The sequence below is a fragment of the Salmonella sp. NW38 genome (assembly GCF_051807745.1).
Lineage (GTDB): Bacteria > Pseudomonadota > Gammaproteobacteria > Enterobacterales > Enterobacteriaceae > Salmonella > Salmonella enterica.
On record NZ_JAMMTO010000009.1, the window covers coordinates 88,823 to 107,173 of the forward strand.

The 18,351-nt window shown below is 47.0% G+C and carries 19 protein-coding genes and 9 pseudogenes; 14 read left to right on the forward strand and 14 right to left on the reverse strand.

Going from position 1 to position 18,351, the window contains the following annotated elements:
• The first annotated feature begins 64 nt into the window (after nt 1-64).
• Both NA624_RS16145 and NA624_RS16150 read left to right on the forward strand, forming a co-directional pair.
• Nucleotides 65-223: a DUF5993 family protein gene (locus NA624_RS16145; RefSeq protein WP_000480735.1), complete on the forward strand. Its 159-nt coding sequence runs from the start codon at nt 65-67 to the stop codon at nt 221-223.
• A 9-nt stretch (nt 224-232) separates the two neighbouring features.
• Nucleotides 233-847: a disulfide bond formation protein B gene (locus NA624_RS16150; RefSeq protein ID WP_000848069.1), complete on the forward strand. Its 615-nt coding sequence runs from the start codon at nt 233-235 to the stop codon at nt 845-847.
• Nucleotides 848-1,173: 326 nt separating this feature from the next.
• Here the strand turns inward: NA624_RS16150 and NA624_RS16155 are convergent.
• Nucleotides 1,174-1,320, reverse strand: a pseudogene (locus NA624_RS16155) (helix-turn-helix domain-containing protein); the annotation flags it as partial.
• A gap of 14 nt (nt 1,321-1,334) precedes the next feature.
• Between NA624_RS16155 and NA624_RS16160 the strand changes: the two are divergent.
• Nucleotides 1,335-1,481 carry a hypothetical protein gene (locus NA624_RS16160; protein ID WP_000951652.1) on the forward strand — a complete coding sequence of 49 codons (147 nt, stop codon included), beginning with the start codon at nt 1,335-1,337 and terminating at the stop codon, nt 1,479-1,481.
• Nucleotides 1,482-1,533: 52 nt separating this feature from the next.
• Here the strand turns inward: NA624_RS16160 and NA624_RS16165 are convergent.
• Nucleotides 1,534-1,816, reverse strand: a pseudogene (locus NA624_RS16165) (transposase); the annotation flags it as partial.
• A gap of 68 nt (nt 1,817-1,884) precedes the next feature.
• Nucleotides 1,885-2,271: pseudogene (locus NA624_RS16170) on the reverse strand (hydrolase); the annotation flags it as partial.
• A gap of 396 nt (nt 2,272-2,667) precedes the next feature.
• Here NA624_RS16170 and NA624_RS16175 point away from each other — a divergent pair.
• Nucleotides 2,668-3,798, forward strand: coding sequence for a GGDEF domain-containing protein (locus tag NA624_RS16175; RefSeq protein WP_000529514.1), 1,131 nt, complete (start codon nt 2,668-2,670; stop codon nt 3,796-3,798).
• A gap of 286 nt (nt 3,799-4,084) precedes the next feature.
• Here NA624_RS16175 and NA624_RS16180 read toward each other — a convergent pair whose 3' ends face one another.
• Entirely contained in the window at nt 4,085-4,480 is a 396-nt protein-coding gene (locus NA624_RS16180) for a DUF977 family protein (RefSeq protein ID WP_000089423.1), read from the reverse strand.
• Nucleotides 4,481-4,599: 119 nt separating this feature from the next.
• Between NA624_RS16180 and NA624_RS16185 the strand changes: the two are divergent.
• From NA624_RS16185 to NA624_RS16195, 3 genes and pseudogenes are all read left to right on the forward strand, one after another.
• Nucleotides 4,600-4,964: pseudogene (locus NA624_RS16185) on the forward strand (recombinase RecT); the annotation flags it as partial.
• Nucleotides 4,963-5,270: pseudogene (locus tag NA624_RS16190) on the forward strand (tyrosine-type recombinase/integrase); the annotation flags it as partial. The pseudogenes NA624_RS16185 and NA624_RS16190, both read left to right, overlap by 2 nt.
• A 952-nt stretch (nt 5,271-6,222) precedes the next feature.
• Nucleotides 6,223-7,023: a hypothetical protein gene (locus tag NA624_RS16195; protein ID WP_001542520.1), complete on the forward strand. Its 801-nt coding sequence runs from the start codon at nt 6,223-6,225 to the stop codon at nt 7,021-7,023.
• Nucleotides 7,024-7,051: 28 nt separating this feature from the next.
• Here the strand turns inward: NA624_RS16195 and NA624_RS16200 are convergent.
• Nucleotides 7,052-7,180, reverse strand: a pseudogene (locus tag NA624_RS16200) (helix-turn-helix domain-containing protein); the annotation flags it as partial.
• A gap of 490 nt (nt 7,181-7,670) precedes the next feature.
• Between NA624_RS16200 and NA624_RS16205 the strand changes: the two are divergent.
• From NA624_RS16205 to NA624_RS16215, 3 genes and pseudogenes are all read left to right on the forward strand, one after another.
• Nucleotides 7,671-8,441, forward strand: coding sequence for a transporter substrate-binding domain-containing protein (locus tag NA624_RS16205; protein WP_000758582.1), 771 nt, complete (start codon nt 7,671-7,673; stop codon nt 8,439-8,441).
• A 19-nt stretch (nt 8,442-8,460) separates the two neighbouring features.
• Nucleotides 8,461-8,634: pseudogene (locus NA624_RS16210) on the forward strand (tail fiber assembly protein); the annotation flags it as partial.
• Between the two features lie 245 nt (nt 8,635-8,879).
• A complete protein-coding gene (locus tag NA624_RS16215) occupies nt 8,880-9,065 on the forward strand; it encodes a PagK family vesicle-borne virulence factor (RefSeq protein ID WP_071585801.1) in 186 nt (61 codons plus the stop codon).
• A gap of 90 nt (nt 9,066-9,155) precedes the next feature.
• Here NA624_RS16215 and NA624_RS16220 read toward each other — a convergent pair.
• From NA624_RS16220 to NA624_RS16235, 4 genes and pseudogenes are all read right to left on the reverse strand, one after another.
• Nucleotides 9,156-9,266, reverse strand: a pseudogene (locus NA624_RS16220) (tail fiber assembly protein); the annotation flags it as partial.
• Between the two features lie 3 nt (nt 9,267-9,269).
• Nucleotides 9,270-9,647, reverse strand: a complete 378-nt coding sequence (locus tag NA624_RS16225) for a DUF1353 domain-containing protein (RefSeq protein WP_001277619.1) — start codon at nt 9,645-9,647, stop codon at nt 9,270-9,272.
• Between the two features lie 10 nt (nt 9,648-9,657).
• Entirely contained in the window at nt 9,658-10,317 is a 660-nt protein-coding gene (locus tag NA624_RS16230; protein WP_223152472.1) for a DUF4376 domain-containing protein, read from the reverse strand.
• Nucleotides 10,289-10,624, reverse strand: a pseudogene (locus tag NA624_RS16235) (hypothetical protein); the annotation flags it as partial. The pseudogene NA624_RS16235 and the gene NA624_RS16230, both read right to left, overlap by 29 nt.
• Before the next feature lie 128 nt (nt 10,625-10,752).
• Between NA624_RS16235 and NA624_RS16240 the strand changes: the two are divergent.
• Entirely contained in the window at nt 10,753-11,544 is a 792-nt protein-coding gene (locus tag NA624_RS16240; protein ID WP_371062513.1) for a tyrosine-type recombinase/integrase, read from the forward strand.
• A gap of 373 nt (nt 11,545-11,917) precedes the next feature.
• On the opposite strand, the gene NA624_RS16245 is transcribed toward NA624_RS16240, so the two are convergent.
• The 3 genes from NA624_RS16245 to yobA are packed head-to-tail and all read right to left on the reverse strand — an operon-like array spanning nt 11,918 to nt 13,538.
• Nucleotides 11,918-12,271 (reverse strand): YebY family protein, encoded by a 354-nt coding sequence (locus NA624_RS16245; protein ID WP_000722368.1) that lies wholly within the window; start codon nt 12,269-12,271, stop codon nt 11,918-11,920.
• 16 nt (nt 12,272-12,287) lie between these two features.
• Nucleotides 12,288-13,163 carry a copper homeostasis membrane protein CopD gene (gene copD, locus NA624_RS16250; protein ID WP_000979696.1) on the reverse strand — a complete coding sequence of 292 codons (876 nt, stop codon included), beginning with the start codon at nt 13,161-13,163 and terminating at the stop codon, nt 12,288-12,290.
• Nucleotides 13,164-13,538, reverse strand: a complete 375-nt coding sequence (gene yobA / locus NA624_RS16255; protein WP_000168393.1) for a CopC domain-containing protein YobA — start codon at nt 13,536-13,538, stop codon at nt 13,164-13,166.
• Between the two features lie 137 nt (nt 13,539-13,675).
• On the opposite strand from yobA, the gene NA624_RS16260 reads away from it, so the two are divergent.
• The 3 genes from NA624_RS16260 to exoX all read left to right on the forward strand — a co-directional run bounded on the left by NA624_RS16260 (nt 13,676) and on the right by exoX (nt 15,392).
• The gene (locus NA624_RS16260; RefSeq protein WP_000856225.1) at nt 13,676-13,906 is read left to right on the forward strand and encodes a DNA polymerase III subunit theta; all 231 of its coding nucleotides are present in this window, start codon (nt 13,676-13,678) and stop codon (nt 13,904-13,906) included.
• Nucleotides 13,907-14,013: 107 nt separating this feature from the next.
• A complete protein-coding gene (locus NA624_RS16265) occupies nt 14,014-14,670 on the forward strand; it encodes a carbon-nitrogen hydrolase family protein (RefSeq protein WP_000100257.1) in 657 nt (218 codons plus the stop codon).
• A 23-nt stretch (nt 14,671-14,693) separates the two neighbouring features.
• On the forward strand, nt 14,694-15,392 hold the full coding sequence (gene exoX, locus NA624_RS16270; protein WP_000944280.1) for an exodeoxyribonuclease X: 699 nt from the start codon (nt 14,694-14,696) through the stop codon (nt 15,390-15,392).
• A gap of 34 nt (nt 15,393-15,426) precedes the next feature.
• On the opposite strand, the gene ptrB is transcribed toward exoX, so the two are convergent.
• Nucleotides 15,427-17,478, reverse strand: coding sequence for an oligopeptidase B (gene ptrB, locus NA624_RS16275; RefSeq protein ID WP_000936990.1), 2,052 nt, complete (start codon nt 17,476-17,478; stop codon nt 15,427-15,429).
• Nucleotides 17,479-17,690: 212 nt separating this feature from the next.
• Nucleotides 17,691-18,350: a tellurite resistance TerB family protein gene (locus tag NA624_RS16280; protein WP_000024707.1), complete on the reverse strand. Its 660-nt coding sequence runs from the start codon at nt 18,348-18,350 to the stop codon at nt 17,691-17,693.
• Nucleotide 18,351 lies beyond the last annotated feature (1 nt).

Below are 18,351 nucleotides of genomic sequence, written 5' to 3' on the forward strand. Positions count from 1 at the left end.
TGGAATACAGACCCGGTAATACACAGCGATTATATTAACAAGCAATGTAATAAAGGAGTTTTTTATGTTCATGTTTCTGCCATTCTTGCTTGCACTGAGCGTGGCAATGGGGGCCATAAACAGAAAGGATAAAGTCAGCTACATTCTGTGGGCCGTTTTACTCATCGTCACTATTTTATCATTCATTCATCATATGACCAATTCGCTGACTTTGTCATTTTAAGGAGTGTGTATGAAAACGCATCATCATCCAACAACATTTGTTCATCTGATTAATCAGGTGGGACTCCTTGGGATATGCGTTGCTCTGGTTGTAGCCTTTTATTATCAACTCGTCAGGCATGAGCTGCCTTGTCCAATTTGCTTATTACAGCGGGCTGGCCTCATCATCGCCGGTTTTGGCTTTTTATTTAACCTCTGCTTTGGTCTACGAGGTATACATTACGGGATGGTAATTATTGGCAGTATCCTGACCGGAGTTATGGCATCCCGGCAAATATGTTTGCATATCATGCCCGGTGACACAGGATATGGTTCTGCATTTTTTGGATTACACTTTTATACCTGGACTCTGATTACGTCAATTCTGATTATTATTGCTGTTGCGGTAATTCTGGCAATCAGTAGCATGAATGTTGCATTTCGTTCATTGAATATTAATCCGGACCTGTTCAGTATTGTCGGTTGGGTATTTCTGTTACTGATTACTGCCAACCTTATTTCAACTGTACTGGAATGTGGCGGAGGGGAATGTGCTGCTAACCCGGTCACATATAAGCTACTGTCGAAACAGGATATTGCCTTTCTGAAAACAGGCCTCCTGACGAGGACAGTTCTCCGGTTATGACGCACTTTTAAAATGACTGATTGGTAAATATATAGCAAGCACCTGTCTTGTAGAAATTGGAATGGTTATGGGCTAACACGGAAGTTACAGTAACGTTGAAATGGTGCAATAATAGGAATCAAACTTACAACCTTCGCATTACGAATTAGTAGAATCACATTTAACTAGCTGTTTCAAATACACGTTTCCGCATTCACATTGCTCAACTCAATGGCACATGATGTTAGAAATAGAATAACGCTTCACCATGTTTGACACAAAAATGGCACACCCTATAAAGCATCCACAGCACGTATTTGGGCGGCACGCACCGTGGAAATACTGCATTACCCTAACACAGGGAATTTTCTGTACAGCGTCGGCAGCCCCACATCATAAATAATCGCTACCTGCTGTCGCGGTACTCCTGCCCTAATGAGGCACCCTGCCTGCGCCCATTGCTCCGGCGTCAGTTTTGGCCTACGGCCACCAATGTAGTGGCACTGTAGTGGCACACTGGGTACTGAAGCAATGGCCGCAACTGGCGCTTGATGCTATCAGCCAGATAACCTTCCAGATGGATAACAAACATAGCAGCTATCCTGTCTGTATCGGATTTGTAAAACCAGACGTTGACCATCTTCATCAAGGTTAAAGGAACAAAGAGCTCTTTAAAGTAACTCTTTGTTCCATTACGATAGTTTAAATATGATGTCGCGGCCATTCTGGAGAATGGCCAGTTCCTCATCCCGTTCTGCCAGTTGACGTTTCAGACGGGCGATCTCAGCGGACATCTCCTGCTCGCGTTCAGAAGGAAGAGAGCTGATTTTGCGGTTTGCTTCGCCAGTTGTAGAGCTGTGATTCATACAGGTTAAGTTCGCGGGCGGCAGCGGCCACCCCAATGCGTTCAGCCAGTTTCAGGGCTTCCTGACGAAATTCAGGCGTGTGCTGCTTGCGTGGCTTTTTGGTGGTTGATGCTGGTTTTGTCATATAAGTCACCTCTTACTTGAGAGTTTACTCACTTAGTCGCGTGTCCACTATTACTGGGTAAGATCAAAATCAAGGTTACGAATCTGGTAGACGCCGTCTGTTACTTCAAACAAGCCACTGATATTGATTAGTTGGGACTGAAGCCACAGACCAGGGTTAACAGTGTCAGGAGATTTTTCTCCTTCTTTTATGAAAGCGTACTGCTGTGGATTCCAGATGACATTCCCTTGCTCTCCCTTAATCACCTCTTCAGGTAAACCAGCGATAAAGCCTTTATGGGCATTCGTGAAATCGGTGTTATCAGAGAAAGGAAGTTGGTTATAAAGCGCATCGTTAGCTTGCTTGGTTGAAGCAGTGGCACCTTTTGGGGCTTCCTGTGCAAATAAAGGTGTCAGCGCAGTGGAAGAGAGTAGCCCCGCCAGCGCAAAACTTTTAACGATCAACTTAAGTCTCATTTGTACCCCTCATGTAAAAATGTTCTGTATCACTCAGTCTGATCGATTAATTATCTGTTAATTCAAACAATTAAAGTTATTCCTGGCCATTTTCGCTCTTTTAAATATAATCAAAACGTTACATTTCACTATTTATGGATACAAATAAATCGTATTTTACGTCTGCCAGTTACATCCTCTTTTAGTAAGTGGGGTAAACTCGCTTCCAGTTTCCGGGAGACACTATAATTCTCCCCCCTACTACAGGAATTGTGACTATAAGTTCGTCACTGTGGAGCAAAAAATCATCTCATCAGCCAAAAATGCAGCCTGGCCTGATAGCTTTTCCATTTTTCACCGTGAAGTATCTCCGCACTACACTGGATAGTAATTATTCATTATATGAGGCGATTAAGGATGGGGCAGGATTCGGACGACAGGCGCCGTACCTCCAGTGCTGGAAGGGTATGGCAGGATCATAAAGATATGGTCAGGCAAGCGCTACGTGTAAGTATTCCGTGGTTCACATTTGTGAATATCAGCTTTGCGCTTATCATTTTATTTCGCCACATACTCATCAGTGACTTTGACAAGTCGATCAGTGCACAGACTGGAATACTGCCTTTAATAGACGATATTATGGGCAGTATTATTGTTTTTTCGTTCCTGATACTCCTTTTCATTTACCGCCTTCCGACCAGATTTACTCCTCTTTGTCTGGTGATGCTGCTGATTCTCAGTCTGATGTGGAGCTATTGCAGCTACTGTTTTATTGTCTGGTGGCAGCTGCCTTTTGCCTGGCCTCTCAGTGTCATCCTTATGCTTACCGCGCTGGCTGCGCTTTATTATCATCTGCTAGCGTTGCTACTTTTCATCGTCCCGTTATGGCTGACCGCCCTACTGGCCAGTGTGCAGCTTAACCAGTATGTGAATATCCGGTTTTTATTAGTCTGGCTTACTCTTACCGCCATACTCATTTATGGTCGCTTTATCCTGCAGCGCTGGTTTGATGAAGCCTGGTTGCGTTACCAGGAAAACCGGATGCTTATCGCGCGTCTCGACGTTATGGCTCACCAAGATGCACTGACCGGGACCGCTAATCGACGTTCAATGGAAAGTTTTCTTGGGGATGCTCTCCGCCAGACGGAGCCGTTTGCACTGATCATGCTCGATGTGGACTATTTCAAAAACTATAACGACCATTATGGTCACCAGGCTGGCGATGCCTGTCTGGCAAAGGTGGCCTGTGTAGTGAAGAGGTCGATTCGTACTCCGGCAGACCTGGTGGCACGTTACGGGGGCGAGGAGTTTGTCGTTGTGCTGCCTTCTTCGTCGCTGAATGAAGCAGCACTGGTTGCTCAACGTATTCAGACAAACCTGCGTGAAACCGCACTGCCGCATGCAGCATCTGCGGTTAGCGAAACGGTCACCGTCAGCATGGGCATCACCCTTTCCACAGCCGGTGACACTGTTACCGGCATTATTGCCAGAGCGGACGAGGCCCTTTATCGGGCTAAACAACAGGGACGTAATCGTTGGGTAAAGTAAAACCAGTTGCCCGGTGTTTGATACAGATGATCACCTTGCCATACTCAGATAATTAAAACTGAATATTTGGAAGCAAAAAAGACAGTCGGACTCACGGAACCTTTGCGCTGGTACAGCCTGAATATCAGATAAAATTATGTCCAGCCGCAGACAACCAGTTGACAGTGGAATATTCCTGGTGTTGTGAACAAGGCGACATTCACAACACGACTGTGCTCACGGAATTCAAATGCCGAACGGGTGATTACGATATTCACTACCTCTGCAAAGTTATATTATTCGATTTTCATGCAGATTTCGCCTCCCGGTAATGTCCCGGATAAAATGCCAGTACCCTTTGCATCGTCACGCTGTTCCGGCACTCCGTACAGATAACGTTTCTGGTCCGGTCGTAGGAACTCACGACACCTTCCGGCGTTTTCAGAAAGCGGGTAATCCTGGCATCTTCACGTTTCTGCTTCCAAAGCAGGAAAGCCTGTTCCGAAGGAAAAATACCGCTTCTCCCGGCCTGATACAGATCCCCACAACTTTCCGCCTTTTCCAGGTAGTGGCGGGCTGTAAAAATGGTTAACCTTGTTATCTTCCGCAGCTCTCCAAACGTCATCCGACCGTGTGTTCGTACCAGTTCCGTCAGGCGCTTCTGTATTTCAGCTTTCTGCGCCGGTGTGTAATTTCTGCTCATAAGTCCCCCCTGTTAAAGCCTTCCCGCCGCCTTACGCCGTCTAAATTCTTCCATCATCAGTTGTGCCGGGGTTGGCCCTGCCAGATGACGCGGCTCTGCCAGTTGACGGCGTACCGGCGGTAGCCACAACGGAAATCCGAAAAGTTCCGGCGCTGTGTGACTGTGACACCATGAGTTTTGTCAGCGCCATCATTCAGTGTTCCCAGCTTGGGCTGGAACCCGGCGGCGCGCTCGGTCATGCCTATCTGCTGCCGTTCGGAAACAAAAACGAAAAGTCAGGCAAAAAAACGTTCAGTTAATTATTGGCTACCGGGGAATGATCGACCTTGCCCGCCGTTCCGGACAGATTGCCAGCCTTTCCGCGCGCGTTGTCCGTGAAGGTGACGATTTCAGCTTCGAGTTTGGTCTGGAAGAGAAGCTGGTACACTGTCCGGGTGAGAACGAAGATGCACAGGTTACTCATGTCTATGCCGTTGCCCGCCTTAATCGATCGCTGCCGACTGGTAAGCCGGACTGATTTCATGAGCAGTGCCGGAATCAGGAAAATAGCCCGACCGGGAATATTCATCCGGATGGATTGACAAAGACATTTGTAAAAGCAAGAAAAGCCTCCGGCGTTAACTTCAGCAATAATCCACCGACATTTCACGAGATCCGAAGTCTGGCCGAGCGGTTGTACAAAAACGAGCACGGCGAGGTGTTCGCCCAAAAACTACTGGGCCACCCCTCAGAGAACACCACGAAACGCTATCTCGATGAGCGTGATGATAAAGCTTATATGATGCTCTAATACTCCAATTTTCGTTGTGAAATAAATGTTAAATTTAATTTGATTGTGATATAACCAAAAAGACCGGAATACAGAAATTCGAGGAAATTTCGAGGAATTTCGAGGGGAAACACATAACCCATTGATTTATAATCGAAATAAAAATAGATCGAATACGATTCCTGTTTACGGCAACAATTGATTTTTCTCTTTAAATTCATAACATTACATATTAACTAAGTGATTTTAACGATTAGAATACGTTATTTTTGATTCTAATAGATTCAATTAGTTATCACTTTTTATGTTTTAATTCGGACATATTTCGAACCATTTTGCGTATAAATCCTCCGACCAAACAAACTCACTGCCCATATATCACTCGACCTCTTCCACTGGGGGACTCCCGATGCCAAATACCCATGTAGACGAAGGCTTAATAGTGATGCCAACAAAAGCGATCGCGAAAAGTTGAACAGGTGGCTAGTTTCAGATTAAACACATTGGTTAGTCATCCTGAACAAGTAAAATCCGCCGCAACTGGCAACCATTCAATACTCGCACTATCGAACGATCGCCAGCTTGCCGCAGCTCGTTCTTGCATACGATGTGGCTGCGGCACCGATCATACCGGGCAGTCGTCAAACCTCCGGGATCGCGCATCGTCAACGATGCAGGTGATCGTGAACAAGATATAGTTTTCCACAGTTCGTACAGGATAGGCTTCCTTATTGCTGCCTTCGCAGTGACAGTAACTGTCCCTGTGTTTTCACATCCTAACCTACCATGTCCCCGATAAGTTAAGTATATGAGCGTATAGGAGCTTTTCGACCATGGGCACAACCTCTAAATCTGAAGGGAGTTCATCAATAGATACAATAATGAACGTTTATTTAAAGATCTTTGTAGTCAGTCCCTGTTAGGTTGTCGTGACATAAGAATATCGCTTAATTTTGAATATAGGGAAATATAATTGATTATAAATGTTGGACATGTAGCTACAGAAAAATTCGACACAACTGGAGTGAGCGCCTGTAACAACCAACAGAGTACTTCAGTTGATTTATCCTCCTGTATTATTAATGCTGCTTCAGAATGTACCGTTTTTGTCAGAACAATAATAAAGAAATCGGACAGTTATGATGCTATGCAAATTGACAGGCTTAAAATTGATACGCAGGAAAAATACGACGCTCTTAATTTACAAAGAGAACATCACAAGAAATTTCTGCAAGCTATAAAAGCAAACTCTTTTGACAGAGCTATGGCTGAAAGACCAGAAAACCCAATATCTCTGAGTCTAATATATTCTTCCATTGATTCAATAAAATATAACACAGGGAACTGTGCTGATATGTCGCTAATTTTAGGTGCGATTATTGCAAAATATATACCACAAAGACTAACCGGAATAGGATTTTCGAAAAATAGTGTATTTGATGCCAGAATAAGCACATCCCTTATGTATAATAGCGCGTCAGGAGGGAATCATGTGGTCGTTTTTTTGACTTTTACTGATTCAAAAGGAATATCGGAATATATACTTGACCCTTGGCTAGATGCGCGCATTTTCAAAAAGGAAGAGTCATATGAAATTTATAAAAACAATAGCAGTGAATATATTAATGAAAATCATTGCTTCGAAGCATACGATAAATACACTGCTATAATGAATAGCGCAGAATATATAGACGCCATAACAAAGACAATAAATCTTTTATATAGAGTTAATCTTGATGAAATTCAATTAACCAATCCATTTAAGTTTATATAATTAACTCTTATGGATGATTAAAGGAGTGTTATTTTCCCATGAATGGCATCAAAGGCATGTTACTCGCCGGAAATTTTCTGTACAACGTCGAAACGCCAACATCATAAATAATCGCTACCTGCTGTTACGGTACTCCGGCCCTAATGAGGCGCCCGGCTGCTCCCATTGTTCCTGTGATTATTATTTAATAACGATTACGAAAGCAAAAACTCAACTAACTGAATTAAATAGAATTAAACAAAAGTGACATATAAAAATGTACTTAATTATGTACTTTTGAAATCGTCAGCATACGATCTGCTGATCAACATACGACGTTACATCACAATAGTGAACTGTACGACCTATAAACACGATTACAGTCAGTTCTGACTAAACAGCAGGCAGCCTACCAAGGCACGCTCTTGCAAACAACGTGACTGCGGTAATCCATCACATCAGAAATGTGAAAAATCAGGGTGAAAATTTAATTGAAGCTGTCACTTAACCCGAAGCAGGTCTTCATAGCGGATGGTATATCGTGGCGAGAGGATCTCCCGTTTAATATACCACTATTATTGGATTCCCTGCCCAGTAAAGGTTACAGGCGCAATGGAGAGAAGACAATCTCATCTGTAGTCTACTGATCAAACATTAGGGTAAGAGTAATGAAAAAAGTATATTTTATGTTTTTTATCTTGTTGTCACTTTCAAGTATTTATTCCGCGATGGCAAAACCCTGGCAGGAGATTAAAGAAAGCAAAGAGTTACGTGTGGGGGTGCCTGGTGACTATGCTCCCCTCGCATTTCACAACAGACAAAATAAATTAATCGGTTTTGATATTGATATGGCATATTCACTGGGCAAAGCTCTGCACCTGAATATCCTGTTTGTACCTAGCAGTTGGTCTACGCTGTCAGCTGACCTGGCTGCAGACAAATTTGATATTGCAATGGGAGGGGTTACAGAAACTCCCGGCAGAAGAAAACAGTTCGCACTTTCTTCTCCGGTACTTAAAAATGGGAAAATAGCGCTGACGCAATGTAACAGGATTAATGACTTCAAATCTCTTGGAGATATTGACCGTAAGGGCGTGCGGATTGTTGTTAATCCAGGTGGTACAAATCAGGACTATGTTGACAAGCATATCAGGTATGCAGATGTTATTCACGAAAGAGATAATGATGCCACTCTGCAGAGGATTCGTGAACGCAGCGCTGATGTCATGTTTACCGACTTGCTCGAAGGTACTTATTACCAGAACAAAGAGCCAGGTGTCTTCTGCGTATCAACCAAGAGTATCCTCCCCGACACTGCCAACAATAAAGTCTATATGATGGCGAAGTATAATCAGTATCTTCTTGACGCTGTAAATAGCTGGTTATCTGATGAAAACAGAATCATACTTGCCAGAAAGTGGCAGATAAATCCAGAGTAGCTGCCACAAAGTTTTGACAAGCACCATTGCCGACTGACGAACAGAACTGGCGCGGGGTGAAAGCAGTGACGACGATAAAGCCAGCCAGGCTAAATGGATGGCTTATATCAGGAAGCTTAAAACGCTGGATTTAACAGGCGTTTCAGATGAGGCCACCTTCACAGTAATCAGATGGTCTGCATTACCACAGTAATACTACTAACTTGCAGTTTTTTAGGCGTTAATTTGGTTCTGGTATCTACACGAGTTCATTCAGATACAAGTAAATTTTCTGTAGAGAATGAAAGTTACCATACTTATTATTCCATTTTAAAAGTAAATACTTGCTTAACAATCAGTAGACAGACAAGAAAAATTTTCGCCTCTGCTTTATCCTGGTAAAAGGATTGCGGTAAAAATTAAGAAGGAAGCATAACTCTCAACTATGTGGATAATATTATGAATAAATTTAACAGTGTATTGTTAGCGCTGGTTTTTGCTATATCAGCCATAACATTTTCTTCATCTGCAATGGCCACTGAAAGCGGTAACAAAGGATTCCCGGGCATTTCGTTTCCGTGGTGTAAAATCTGGCCGGCAGGTATATCAATCCCAGAACTACCAGAGGGTAAAATATGCTGGTAAACGAAACAACCTTTTATTAACCTGGGTGATTAATTACCGTGTAAACAAGTAATTTGTGATATATGGATAATTAAAGTACCACAGTAACGACTACAGACTGGCTGGTTTATCCGGCCAGGAGGGGGCAGATATATCCACCCTGTTTACCATTACGCTGTAGAGTTCCCATGCCTCCAGCCGTTTAATCTCGTCATCTGTGGCAAATCATTCACAGTATTTACGTTCTTTCCCATACATTCCCCTGCCAAACCACCTGACCGCCAGATACATCACAATCCGTTTCCACTTCGGCACGCCAGGCACGGTCATTCCATCAAGGAATATCAAATCGGCTTCTTTTTTCGTGCGCGGCGCATTGTCGTAAAGGTAGTCGTGGATTATTGCCGCTTTAGCGTATTTGCCGTCTGGCGGCATGACTGACCAGAAGATGCGTGGAACGGTGGCGAGATCAGTTACAAATCCGGCTGGTACGCTGATTACGTCGCTGTTGTCGTCGCTGAGGTAAAATTCAAAAGGTTCATGTACACGCCAAAGGTAGTGGCCAGGCATTTCAAGAATGGCCGGGGTTGTGAAGCAGCTCATAATACATTCCTTAACGGTTTTCCGGCCAGCCAACCACGTAATCCAGTACAGCCTGTGCGTTGGTGAGACTGTTCACTTCGTCCTTCATCTGCCGCTGGCGTTCGTGTATTTTAAAACCCACCAGTACCATGTTTTGTTGCATAGCGGCTTCGAGTTTAATCAGTTCGTCTGCGCTCATTGGCACATCGATGTTATCTGCATCCGTCCAGAAGAATCCTGGCGGTAGCGCTCCCTGTTTTGCCACCGCCGTTACTGGCGACAGTCGGTCCTGCGACGCTTTACCGCAGCCCCAGTGGTGATCATTCAGTGTGAACGGGTAGTTACCGTTTTCCTGCGCATTACGCCACGCATTAATCTCAGCGTATTTCTGACCGAGTACGGTCGCAAGGTCAGCCACCCACTGACCGTTTTCAAATTTATCTATTGGTGATGTGGGGGCCTGTGTGGTAGTGTTCTCCGGTAACGGGCCGGGTTTTGAAATATAAATCGGGTTGCCGGTTTGCGTGTCGCACACTGTTTCGCCGCGATGGTCTTCGTTCAGACTCCACGTTTCGGTTTCAGAGTCAAATACAGCAATATGACTGGCCGGAATATCAGGAGGGGCAATATCGGTACAGTTTGACGGTAATCTGGTATGTGGCGCTACCGTCGGCAATATCCAGTCCGGCAGTGCCTGTCACCATTACCGAAACATTACTGCCTTCACCGGCACTCCAGACCTGCGCGACGATACGGTAATGCTCCTGGATATTTTGTGTCTGCGGTAACAGTGAACAGTCCAGATACAACGAACTCAGTTCCGGATCATCCCCGGTACCGGCGATAATCCCTGTGTTCTGGTCGTTAACACTGGCTGTGATGGCCTTCTCCCTGAAATACCGCTCCATAGCATTTAGCAACTCATCCGGTTTACGGTTACCGATGAATGAGGTTGATATCTGTTCGCTCATCCCTGGCTGCTGCCCGGTCTGGCTATCCCCGGCGCAGCTTCTGCTGTTAAATCAGATGAAACAGAACGCACCGACGGTGCTGGCCCCTCTGCAGGAGAAAACGGGATAGACCGCTATGACGTGTTACTAAAACGACGGGATTTAGCGGCCAACACATACAAAATTCGCGGCAATCAGTTAGCGACCGTGCGCGAAAAAATGGGGAAATGATATTGGCAGAGGTGACCACGCGGCATATTGCTGAGTATCCGGAGTCATGGATCGCGGAAGGTAAAAACACGATGGCGGGGGCGATGAGGTCTGTACTATCTGACATTTTTCGTGAGGCAATTGTGGAAGGAAGAATAACAACGAATCCGGTGGAAGCAACCCGGTTACCAGAGATTAAGGCGGCCAGGGAACGCTTGCAACTGGAAACGTATAACGCCACACGAGCGGCAGCAGAGCATATGCCTGCATGGTTCCCTCTCACGATGGATTTAGCGCTCGTTACTGGTCAACGTAGGGAGGATATCGTAAATATGAAATTTAGTGATGATTTTGACAACCGCTTATACGTAACTCAGATTAAAACCGGAATGAAAATAGCCATTCCCCTCTCCCTGACACTTCAGGCAACGGGGTTACGTCTGGGAACGGTAATCGATCGCTGCCGGCTGGTAAGCCGAACTGATTTCATGATCAGTGCAGGAATCAGGAAAAATAGCCCAACCGGGAATATTCACCCGGATGGGCTGACAAAGAAATTTGTAAAAGCCAGAAAAATTTCAGGCGCTAAATTTAGTGATAACCCACCGACATTTCACGAGATCCGTAGCCTGGCTGGTCGGCTGTACAAAGACGAACGCGGCGAGGAGTTCGCTCAAAAACTACTGGGCCACACCTCAGAGAACACCACGAAACTCTATCTCGATGAACGCGATAATAAAGCTTACGTGATGCTCTGATTTTGTTGTAAAAGAAATGTTAAACTGGATTTGGATGTGATATAAACAAAAAGACCGGAATACAGAAATTCGAGGAAATTTCGAGGAATTTCGAGGGGATACACATAACCCATTGATTTATAATCGAAATAAAAAGAGACCGAATACGATTCCTGTATTCGGTCCAGGGAAATGGCTCTTGGGAGAGAGCCGTGCGCTAAAAGTTGGCATTAATGCAGGCTAAATCGCCTTGCCCTTTAAGAATAGATGACGACGCCAGGTTTTCCAGTTTGTGACGAAGGTGATTGAAAAAACCTGGCGTTTTGTCTGTCATCAGAGATAAAAAAACCGTAAGCCTTTTCGTGAAGGTTTACGGTTTTTTATTAAAAATCAGTCAGCTATTGGATGGATCACAAAGCTTTTGCGCACGTTCGATAAACGGCGCCAGACTCATTTTCTCACCGGGCTTCGCCGGGTTATCGATTTGAATGACAGCGATAGGCTGAGCGCGCGTTTTACCCTCCGCTACTTGCTGTTCGGCAATGGCATTCAAGGGATACTGCACCAGAGTACTGGGGTTGATCACATAGAGCGCCTGGCCAGGTCGACAGGTCAACATGACCTCTTCCCGATTAAACGCCCACTTGTCTTTTCCTACTTCAAAACGACTTACGGTAATCACCTGCGGCGCCGCCAACGCTACGCCCGAAGTGGCCAGCAGAAGCGCCGGAAGGAGTATTTTTTTCATTCGTTATGCCAGTCCATCAGAAAGGTTCGAGGGTTGCAAACAGGCTGACGATCGCCAGAACTATGCCTCCAACTCCCCATTCAATTTGCGTCATCCTGACAAACCATAGGTCAGTCCGGGGATTTTCCTGTCGCATACGTGGTACGAGAACATACCGATTCGTCAGCGCAATTGCTACCATAAGCACCACCAGCGCACATTTTAACAAAAGCAACTGTCCATAGGTGGTCTGCCAGATAGCGGTAAATCCCGTGATAAATAGCGTGTTGCCAATGCCTGTGAGCAATACGCCCGCCACAAAAAAGTGACCATAACGAGAAAAACGCATCATGGCGCTAATGGCATGTTGACGCCAGCGTCCCTGAGCCATGCGCATACAATAAACCACTGGCAACAGCCCGCCAAACCAGGCTGCGGCACAGAGCAAATGCAGAGCATGGTTAATTTGCTGTAATGTTCCCGCTACACCATCGCGCATCGTCGCATGTCCAACGCCTGCCAGCAGGATAAACTGAGCAACGGTTAGAATAAGAAGCCGTCGTTGCATTTTTACCGGCGCAATGACTACCACCACCAGCGTGACCAGCGCGAGGATAATTTGCCATATCCAGACCGCGCCAAAGCGGGTTTGCAGTACCGCGCCCCACACCGAGACGGAAAAAACATCGGGCCAGCCGCCGCCCATAAGTCCGCCCTGAATCGCCAGCATGAAAGCCGCGCTGATAACGCTCCAGGCGGCGGCATGTCGTTGCAGATGTAAAAATCGACGCGTCATTAAACGACGAATTGATGCGGGTGCCAGCCAGGCGCCGTAAAGCGCGCAGCCGTAGACCAGCATCAAACTAGCAAAATGAATAAATCGGAGAGTTATCCAGACGAATGTCAGCATCATTTATTTCACGCTGAAGGTGTATTTCCCTTTTGTTTTATGCCCATCCACCGACACAACGTGCCAGTCTACCGTGTAAGCGCCAGATTTTAACGGCTGCTCAAGCGGGATAATCAACTGCGTTTTATCCTGTTCATTTCGCTTTGCCGGGCGCGTTTTGATGAGCTCTTGCTGAGGGCCTGTAATGGTTGCGCCGCTGAATCCTGGCTCAATCCCTTCAGAAAAATTCAGGGTCAGCGCCTGTGGCGAGGCCGTAACGGCAGCATTCGCCGCTGGATACTGATGCGTCAGGTGCGCATGTGCCCAGGCCGCTGGCGTCGCAAATGTCGATGCCAACAGCAGTAAAGCTAAACGTCGCGATGGTGCAGAAGAAGCCATATTCACTATTCCTTTTTGTTATACCTACGTTACAAAGAATAACCTTCAACAATCAATGAGTCGAGGATCATCATTTCCATCTTGCCATTACCGCGGACTCTTAGTACCTTCTGGCGGCAACAAAAAAGGAGACGCGTATGAAAACGAATCTGGCTCAGCTTGAACAAGCGGAAATGGATAAAGTCAATGTGGACCTGGCGGCAGCCGGGGTAGCATTTAAAGAGCGCTACAATATGCCAGTTGTCGCGGAGGTGGTCGAACGTGAGCAGCCAGAGCATCTACGCGCCTGGTTTCGCGAGCGGCTGATTGCCCATCGTCTGGCTTCCGTATCACTATCCCGACTCCCTTACGAACCCAAAGTTAAATAAAAATTATATAACGTTACACTTCCTTACATGCAGACGACTACATTATAAGGCGATTCTTAACCTATGCTTTTTAGAATGGCTGTAGAGACTATGAAAAGGAAGTCATTATGTCCTCCTGGAAAATTGCTGCTGCGCAGTATGCGCCCCTGAACGCCTCGCCGGCGGAGCATGTTGCCCATCATCTGGAATATATTGAGCTTGCGGCTCGTCAACAGTGCGAACTGCTGGTCTTTCCGTCACTGTCGCTATTAGGCTGCGACGAAAGAAATAAATCGTTGCCCGCCCCGCCTGACGAGGCGCTTTTACAGCCGCTCACTCATGCGGCCGATACTCACCATATGACTATCATTGTGGGTATGCCTGTTGAGCATAACTGCCGCTTCGTAAAAGGCATCGCTATTTTTGCCCCATGGCTAACGTCGCCGCTCATGTTTCACAAAAGTCATGGCGCCTGTATTGCCAGGCAGCGAAGCGCTATCAACGTGGTGGATGAGCAGCCAGAAGGTGGTGATATAGATCCCTCATTTACGTTATTCACAACCAGTCAATGTCTTAACGAGCCTGAACTCCATGCCTCTACCTCACGCTTACAACGTTTTTCGCATAAATATGCGCTGGCCGTACTGATGGCCAATGCCTGTGGCAGTAGCGCGCTGTGGGATGAAAGCGGGCAACTTATTGTTCGTGCCGATTGCGGTTCGCTATTACTGACGGGTCTGCGCACAACCGAGGGTTGGCAAGGCGATATCATTCCATTACGCTAAGGTCTTTCGGTGAGGAATGAATCATGTTGCGGATTATAGACACGGAAACCTGCGGGCTGCAGGGCGGGATCGTAGAGATAGCCTCTGTTGATGTCATTGATGGCAACATTGTCAATCCCATGAGTCACCTGATACGCCCCGATCGCCCTATTACGCCGCAGGCGATGGCGATACACCGTATTACCGAAGCCATGGTTGCCGATAAGCCGTGGATTGAAGATGTCATACCGCTTTATTACGGTAGTGAGTGGTATGTCGCTCACAATGCCAGTTTCGACAGACGCGTATTACCTGAATTGCCGGGTGAGTGGATCTGTACCATGAAGTTGTCGCGACGCCTGTGGCCGGGAATAAAATACAGCAATATGGCGCTCTATAAATCGCGCAAACTAAGCGTACAAACGCCGCCGGGGCTGCATCATCACCGGGCGCTTTATGATTGCTATATCACCGCCGCCTTGCTGATTGATATTATGCGAACCACCGGCTGGACCGCGGAAGAAATGGTCAATATCACGGGCCGTCCTGCGCTGTTAACCACTTTCCCGTTCGGTAAATACCGCGGTAAGGCGGTATCTGAAGTCGCAAAACGCGATCCGGGCTATTTACGCTGGCTTTTTAATAACCTTGATAATATGAGCCCGGAACTTCGCCTGACGCTTAAACACTACCTGGAAGATGTTCAGGCTGACGAGCAACGCAGCAATGGAACACCACAATAACCCGAGACGCTCACAAGCCGTTGCGGGCGCGCGTCTATGCGCTATGTAAGGTTCCCTGCGCCAGGCCGATTAAAAAGGCGAACTCCAGCGCGACGCCTTCGTAGGATTTAAACCGCCCCGACTTACCACCGTGCCCGGAGTCCATATCCGTACATAACAGCAGCAGACGTTGGTCCGTTTTTAGCTCGCGTAATTTTGCCACCCACTTCGCCGGTTCCCAGTATTGCACCTGGGAATCGTGCAATCCTGTCGTCACCAGCAGGTGCGGATAGTCCTGCGCTTTGACATTGTCATAAGGACTATAGCTTTTCATATAGTCATAATACTCAATATCCTGCGGGTTCCCCCACTCTTCAAACTCTCCTGTCGTTAGTGGGATCGACTCATCCAGCATCGTGGTTAATACATCAACAAAGGGTACCTGGGCAATAACGCCGTGGAAAAGCTCGGGGCGTTCGTTGATAGCGACGCCCATTAACATTCCGCCCGCGCTCCCGCCCATCCCGTAACACAGCGACGGCGAACCGTAACCCAGTTTTAATAAGGCATCGCAGGCATCAAGATAATCATTAAAAGTATTCCGCTTTTTGAGGAACTTGCCATCTTCATACCACTGCTGCCCCAGCTCACCGCCGCCGCGAACGTGTACGATTGCGTAAACAAAGCCACGATCCAGCAAGCTCAGTCGGCTGCTGCTGAAGTCGGCGTCAATACTGGAACCGTAAGATCCGTAGCCGTAAACCAGAAGCGGATTTTGCCCTTTACGAAAATACTTCTGATGATAAACCAGCGATACCGGCACTTCGACGCCGTCGCGCGCGGTGATCCACAGGTGTTCGCTCTGATAACAGCCAGAATCAAACCCAGGCACTTCCGTCTGTTTAAGTACCCGTCGTTCTCCGGTATCCATATCCAGTTCAAACAAGGTATCTGGCGTCGTCATTGAAGAATAGCCGTAACGCAGCCGGGAGGTCTCAGGTTCGGGATTATAGGCAAGCCACGTCACGTAAGCCGGATCGTCAAAGGCAATGCCTATCACTTCACGGGTTTTACGGTTAATTTGCCGCAGGCTGGTAAGCCCCCGTTGACGCTCTTCGACCACTAACCAGTCGGTAAACAGGGTAAACCCTTCCAGCATAATATGCTCGCGCGGAGGGATCAGCTCTTCCCAGGCGTTTTCATTGCGCACGCGGGTACGGTACAACCCAAAGTTTTTACCGTTCCGGTTAGAACGCAGGTAAAACTTATGTTGATAGTGATCGAGACTATATTCGTGGTCTTTGCGACGCGGTAAGAATGAAAACGGCTCGGCATCGGCCAGTTCCGCGTCAAGTAACAGCACTTCGCTAGTGGTGGCGCTGGCAAGATGAATCACCACATAATGCTGCGAAGTGGTTTTATGCAGGCTGACATAAAAGGTATCGTCTTTCTCCTCATATACCAGTTCATCTTGCGATGACGGAGTGCCAATCGTGTGCCGCCAAACCTGATAGGGCAGCAGCGTCTTCTTATGCTTACGCACATAGTAAAGGGTCAGGGAATCATTGGCCCAGACAAATTCAGGCGCAACGTTATCCAGCAGTTCCGGATACCAGTTACCGCTTTCGAGGTTACGAAAACGCAACCCATACTGACGACGGGATAAATAATCTTCTGCCAGCGCCATGATGGTATTATCCGGCGTAATGGCAAGTCCGCCGAGCGTATAAAATTCGCTGTGCGCGGCCCGCTGGTTCGCATCGAGCAAGGTTTCCCACACATCCCACTCTTCGCTTAACGCCGATTGTCGTTGATAGATGGCATATTCGCAGCCGGGTTCATAGATATAACGGTAGCGATAGCCGTTTTTCACATACGGAGCGGAAACTTCTCTGGGCGGGATACGATCGATAATTTCTTTTAGAATGCGGTCCTGTAACGCCTGCTGAGAGGACATGACCTTCCGGCCATACTCATTTTCCTGATGCAGGTAATCAAGGACTTCCGGCTGCGAGCGAGTGTCATCTCGCAGCCAGTAATAATTATCAATGCGCGTATCGCCATGTACGGTCATGGCATAGGGAATTCGATTGGCTTTTGGCAACATGTCGTTTTTTCTTTTGCGTTAATATTTGTTATATATCACGCGGCAAACACAGCGGCGTAGCATGGTAGTCCCGGTCGCTCACCTCGGTAAGCGCCTGAGATGTCACTGCTTCGCCGCTATCCTGCAACATGAATGACGTAAACTATCCATCCTATAAGGGTGGCAAAAGACACGCATGATGCAAGCGAAACATGTTACTTAATGGCAGGTTATCAGCCTGGTAACGCCTGTTTTTGCTGCTGCAAGTCCTGCTCGATACCGTCCCGAACCTCCTGAGGAATTTTTAGTGCGTCTCCTAACGCATTCAGATAGCTACGTTCCATAAAGTGGTCAATATCAATGGCGGCGCAGCTCAGGAAGTAGATTTCCAGGGCTTCTTCTTCATTGCGAACGCCCTGTGCCAGACGTTGTGGATCAAGCGGCTGCTCAATAGCTTTCTCGATAAACACACGCCCTTGCTCTTCTACACCTGATTCTCGCAGTTGGTGCTCAATCGCCGCGCGTTCTTTGGCATCAATATGCCCATCGCTTTTTGCAGCAAAAACCAGCGCCAGGATCAGTCGCTCAGTGCGAACATCCAGCGGCGTACTTTGGCTGCCGAATTGCGGCTCCCCCTGATGCGCGGCGCGTACTTTATCTTTGTACTTATTCCACAATACGGAACCCGCCACCGCGCCGCCGCCCACCAGCAAAGCGCCAGTACCGTATTTGGTTAATAATTTGCGCGAAGACTTATTGGCGACCAACAGTCCAGCCAGACCGCCCAGCGCGCCGGGAACCAGCAGTTTATTTAACCCCTGTTCACCGGAAGGCGATGCGGAAGCGCCTTTTTGCCCAAGAAGTGATTGTAATTGGTTCAACCAGTTAGCCATA

Coding starts and splice junctions, on each gene's coding strand:
- ptrB (WP_000936990.1), bottom strand. CDS start 17,478: ATGTTGCCAAAAGCCAATCGAATTCCCTATGCCATGACCGTACATGGC.
- NA624_RS16145 (WP_000480735.1), top strand. CDS start 65: ATGTTCATGTTTCTGCCATTCTTGCTTGCACTGAGCGTGGCAATGGGG.
- NA624_RS16175 (WP_000529514.1), top strand. CDS start 2,668: ATGGGGCAGGATTCGGACGACAGGCGCCGTACCTCCAGTGCTGGAAGG.
- NA624_RS16260 (WP_000856225.1), top strand. CDS start 13,676: ATGAAAACGAATCTGGCTCAGCTTGAACAAGCGGAAATGGATAAAGTC.
- NA624_RS16180 (WP_000089423.1), bottom strand. CDS start 4,480: ATGAGCAGAAATTACACACCGGCGCAGAAAGCTGAAATACAGAAGCGC.
- NA624_RS16205 (WP_000758582.1), top strand. CDS start 7,671: ATGAAAAAAGTATATTTTATGTTTTTTATCTTGTTGTCACTTTCAAGT.
- NA624_RS16150 (WP_000848069.1), top strand. CDS start 233: ATGAAAACGCATCATCATCCAACAACATTTGTTCATCTGATTAATCAG.
- NA624_RS16245 (WP_000722368.1), bottom strand. CDS start 12,271: ATGAAAAAAATACTCCTTCCGGCGCTTCTGCTGGCCACTTCGGGCGTA.
- copD (WP_000979696.1), bottom strand. CDS start 13,163: ATGATGCTGACATTCGTCTGGATAACTCTCCGATTTATTCATTTTGCT.
- NA624_RS16225 (WP_001277619.1), bottom strand. CDS start 9,647: ATGAGCTGCTTCACAACCCCGGCCATTCTTGAAATGCCTGGCCACTAC.
- NA624_RS16265 (WP_000100257.1), top strand. CDS start 14,014: ATGTCCTCCTGGAAAATTGCTGCTGCGCAGTATGCGCCCCTGAACGCC.
- yobA (WP_000168393.1), bottom strand. CDS start 13,538: ATGGCTTCTTCTGCACCATCGCGACGTTTAGCTTTACTGCTGTTGGCA.
- NA624_RS16215 (WP_071585801.1), top strand. CDS start 8,880: ATGAATAAATTTAACAGTGTATTGTTAGCGCTGGTTTTTGCTATATCA.
- NA624_RS16280 (WP_000024707.1), bottom strand. CDS start 18,350: ATGGCTAACTGGTTGAACCAATTACAATCACTTCTTGGGCAAAAAGGC.
- exoX (WP_000944280.1), top strand. CDS start 14,694: ATGTTGCGGATTATAGACACGGAAACCTGCGGGCTGCAGGGCGGGATC.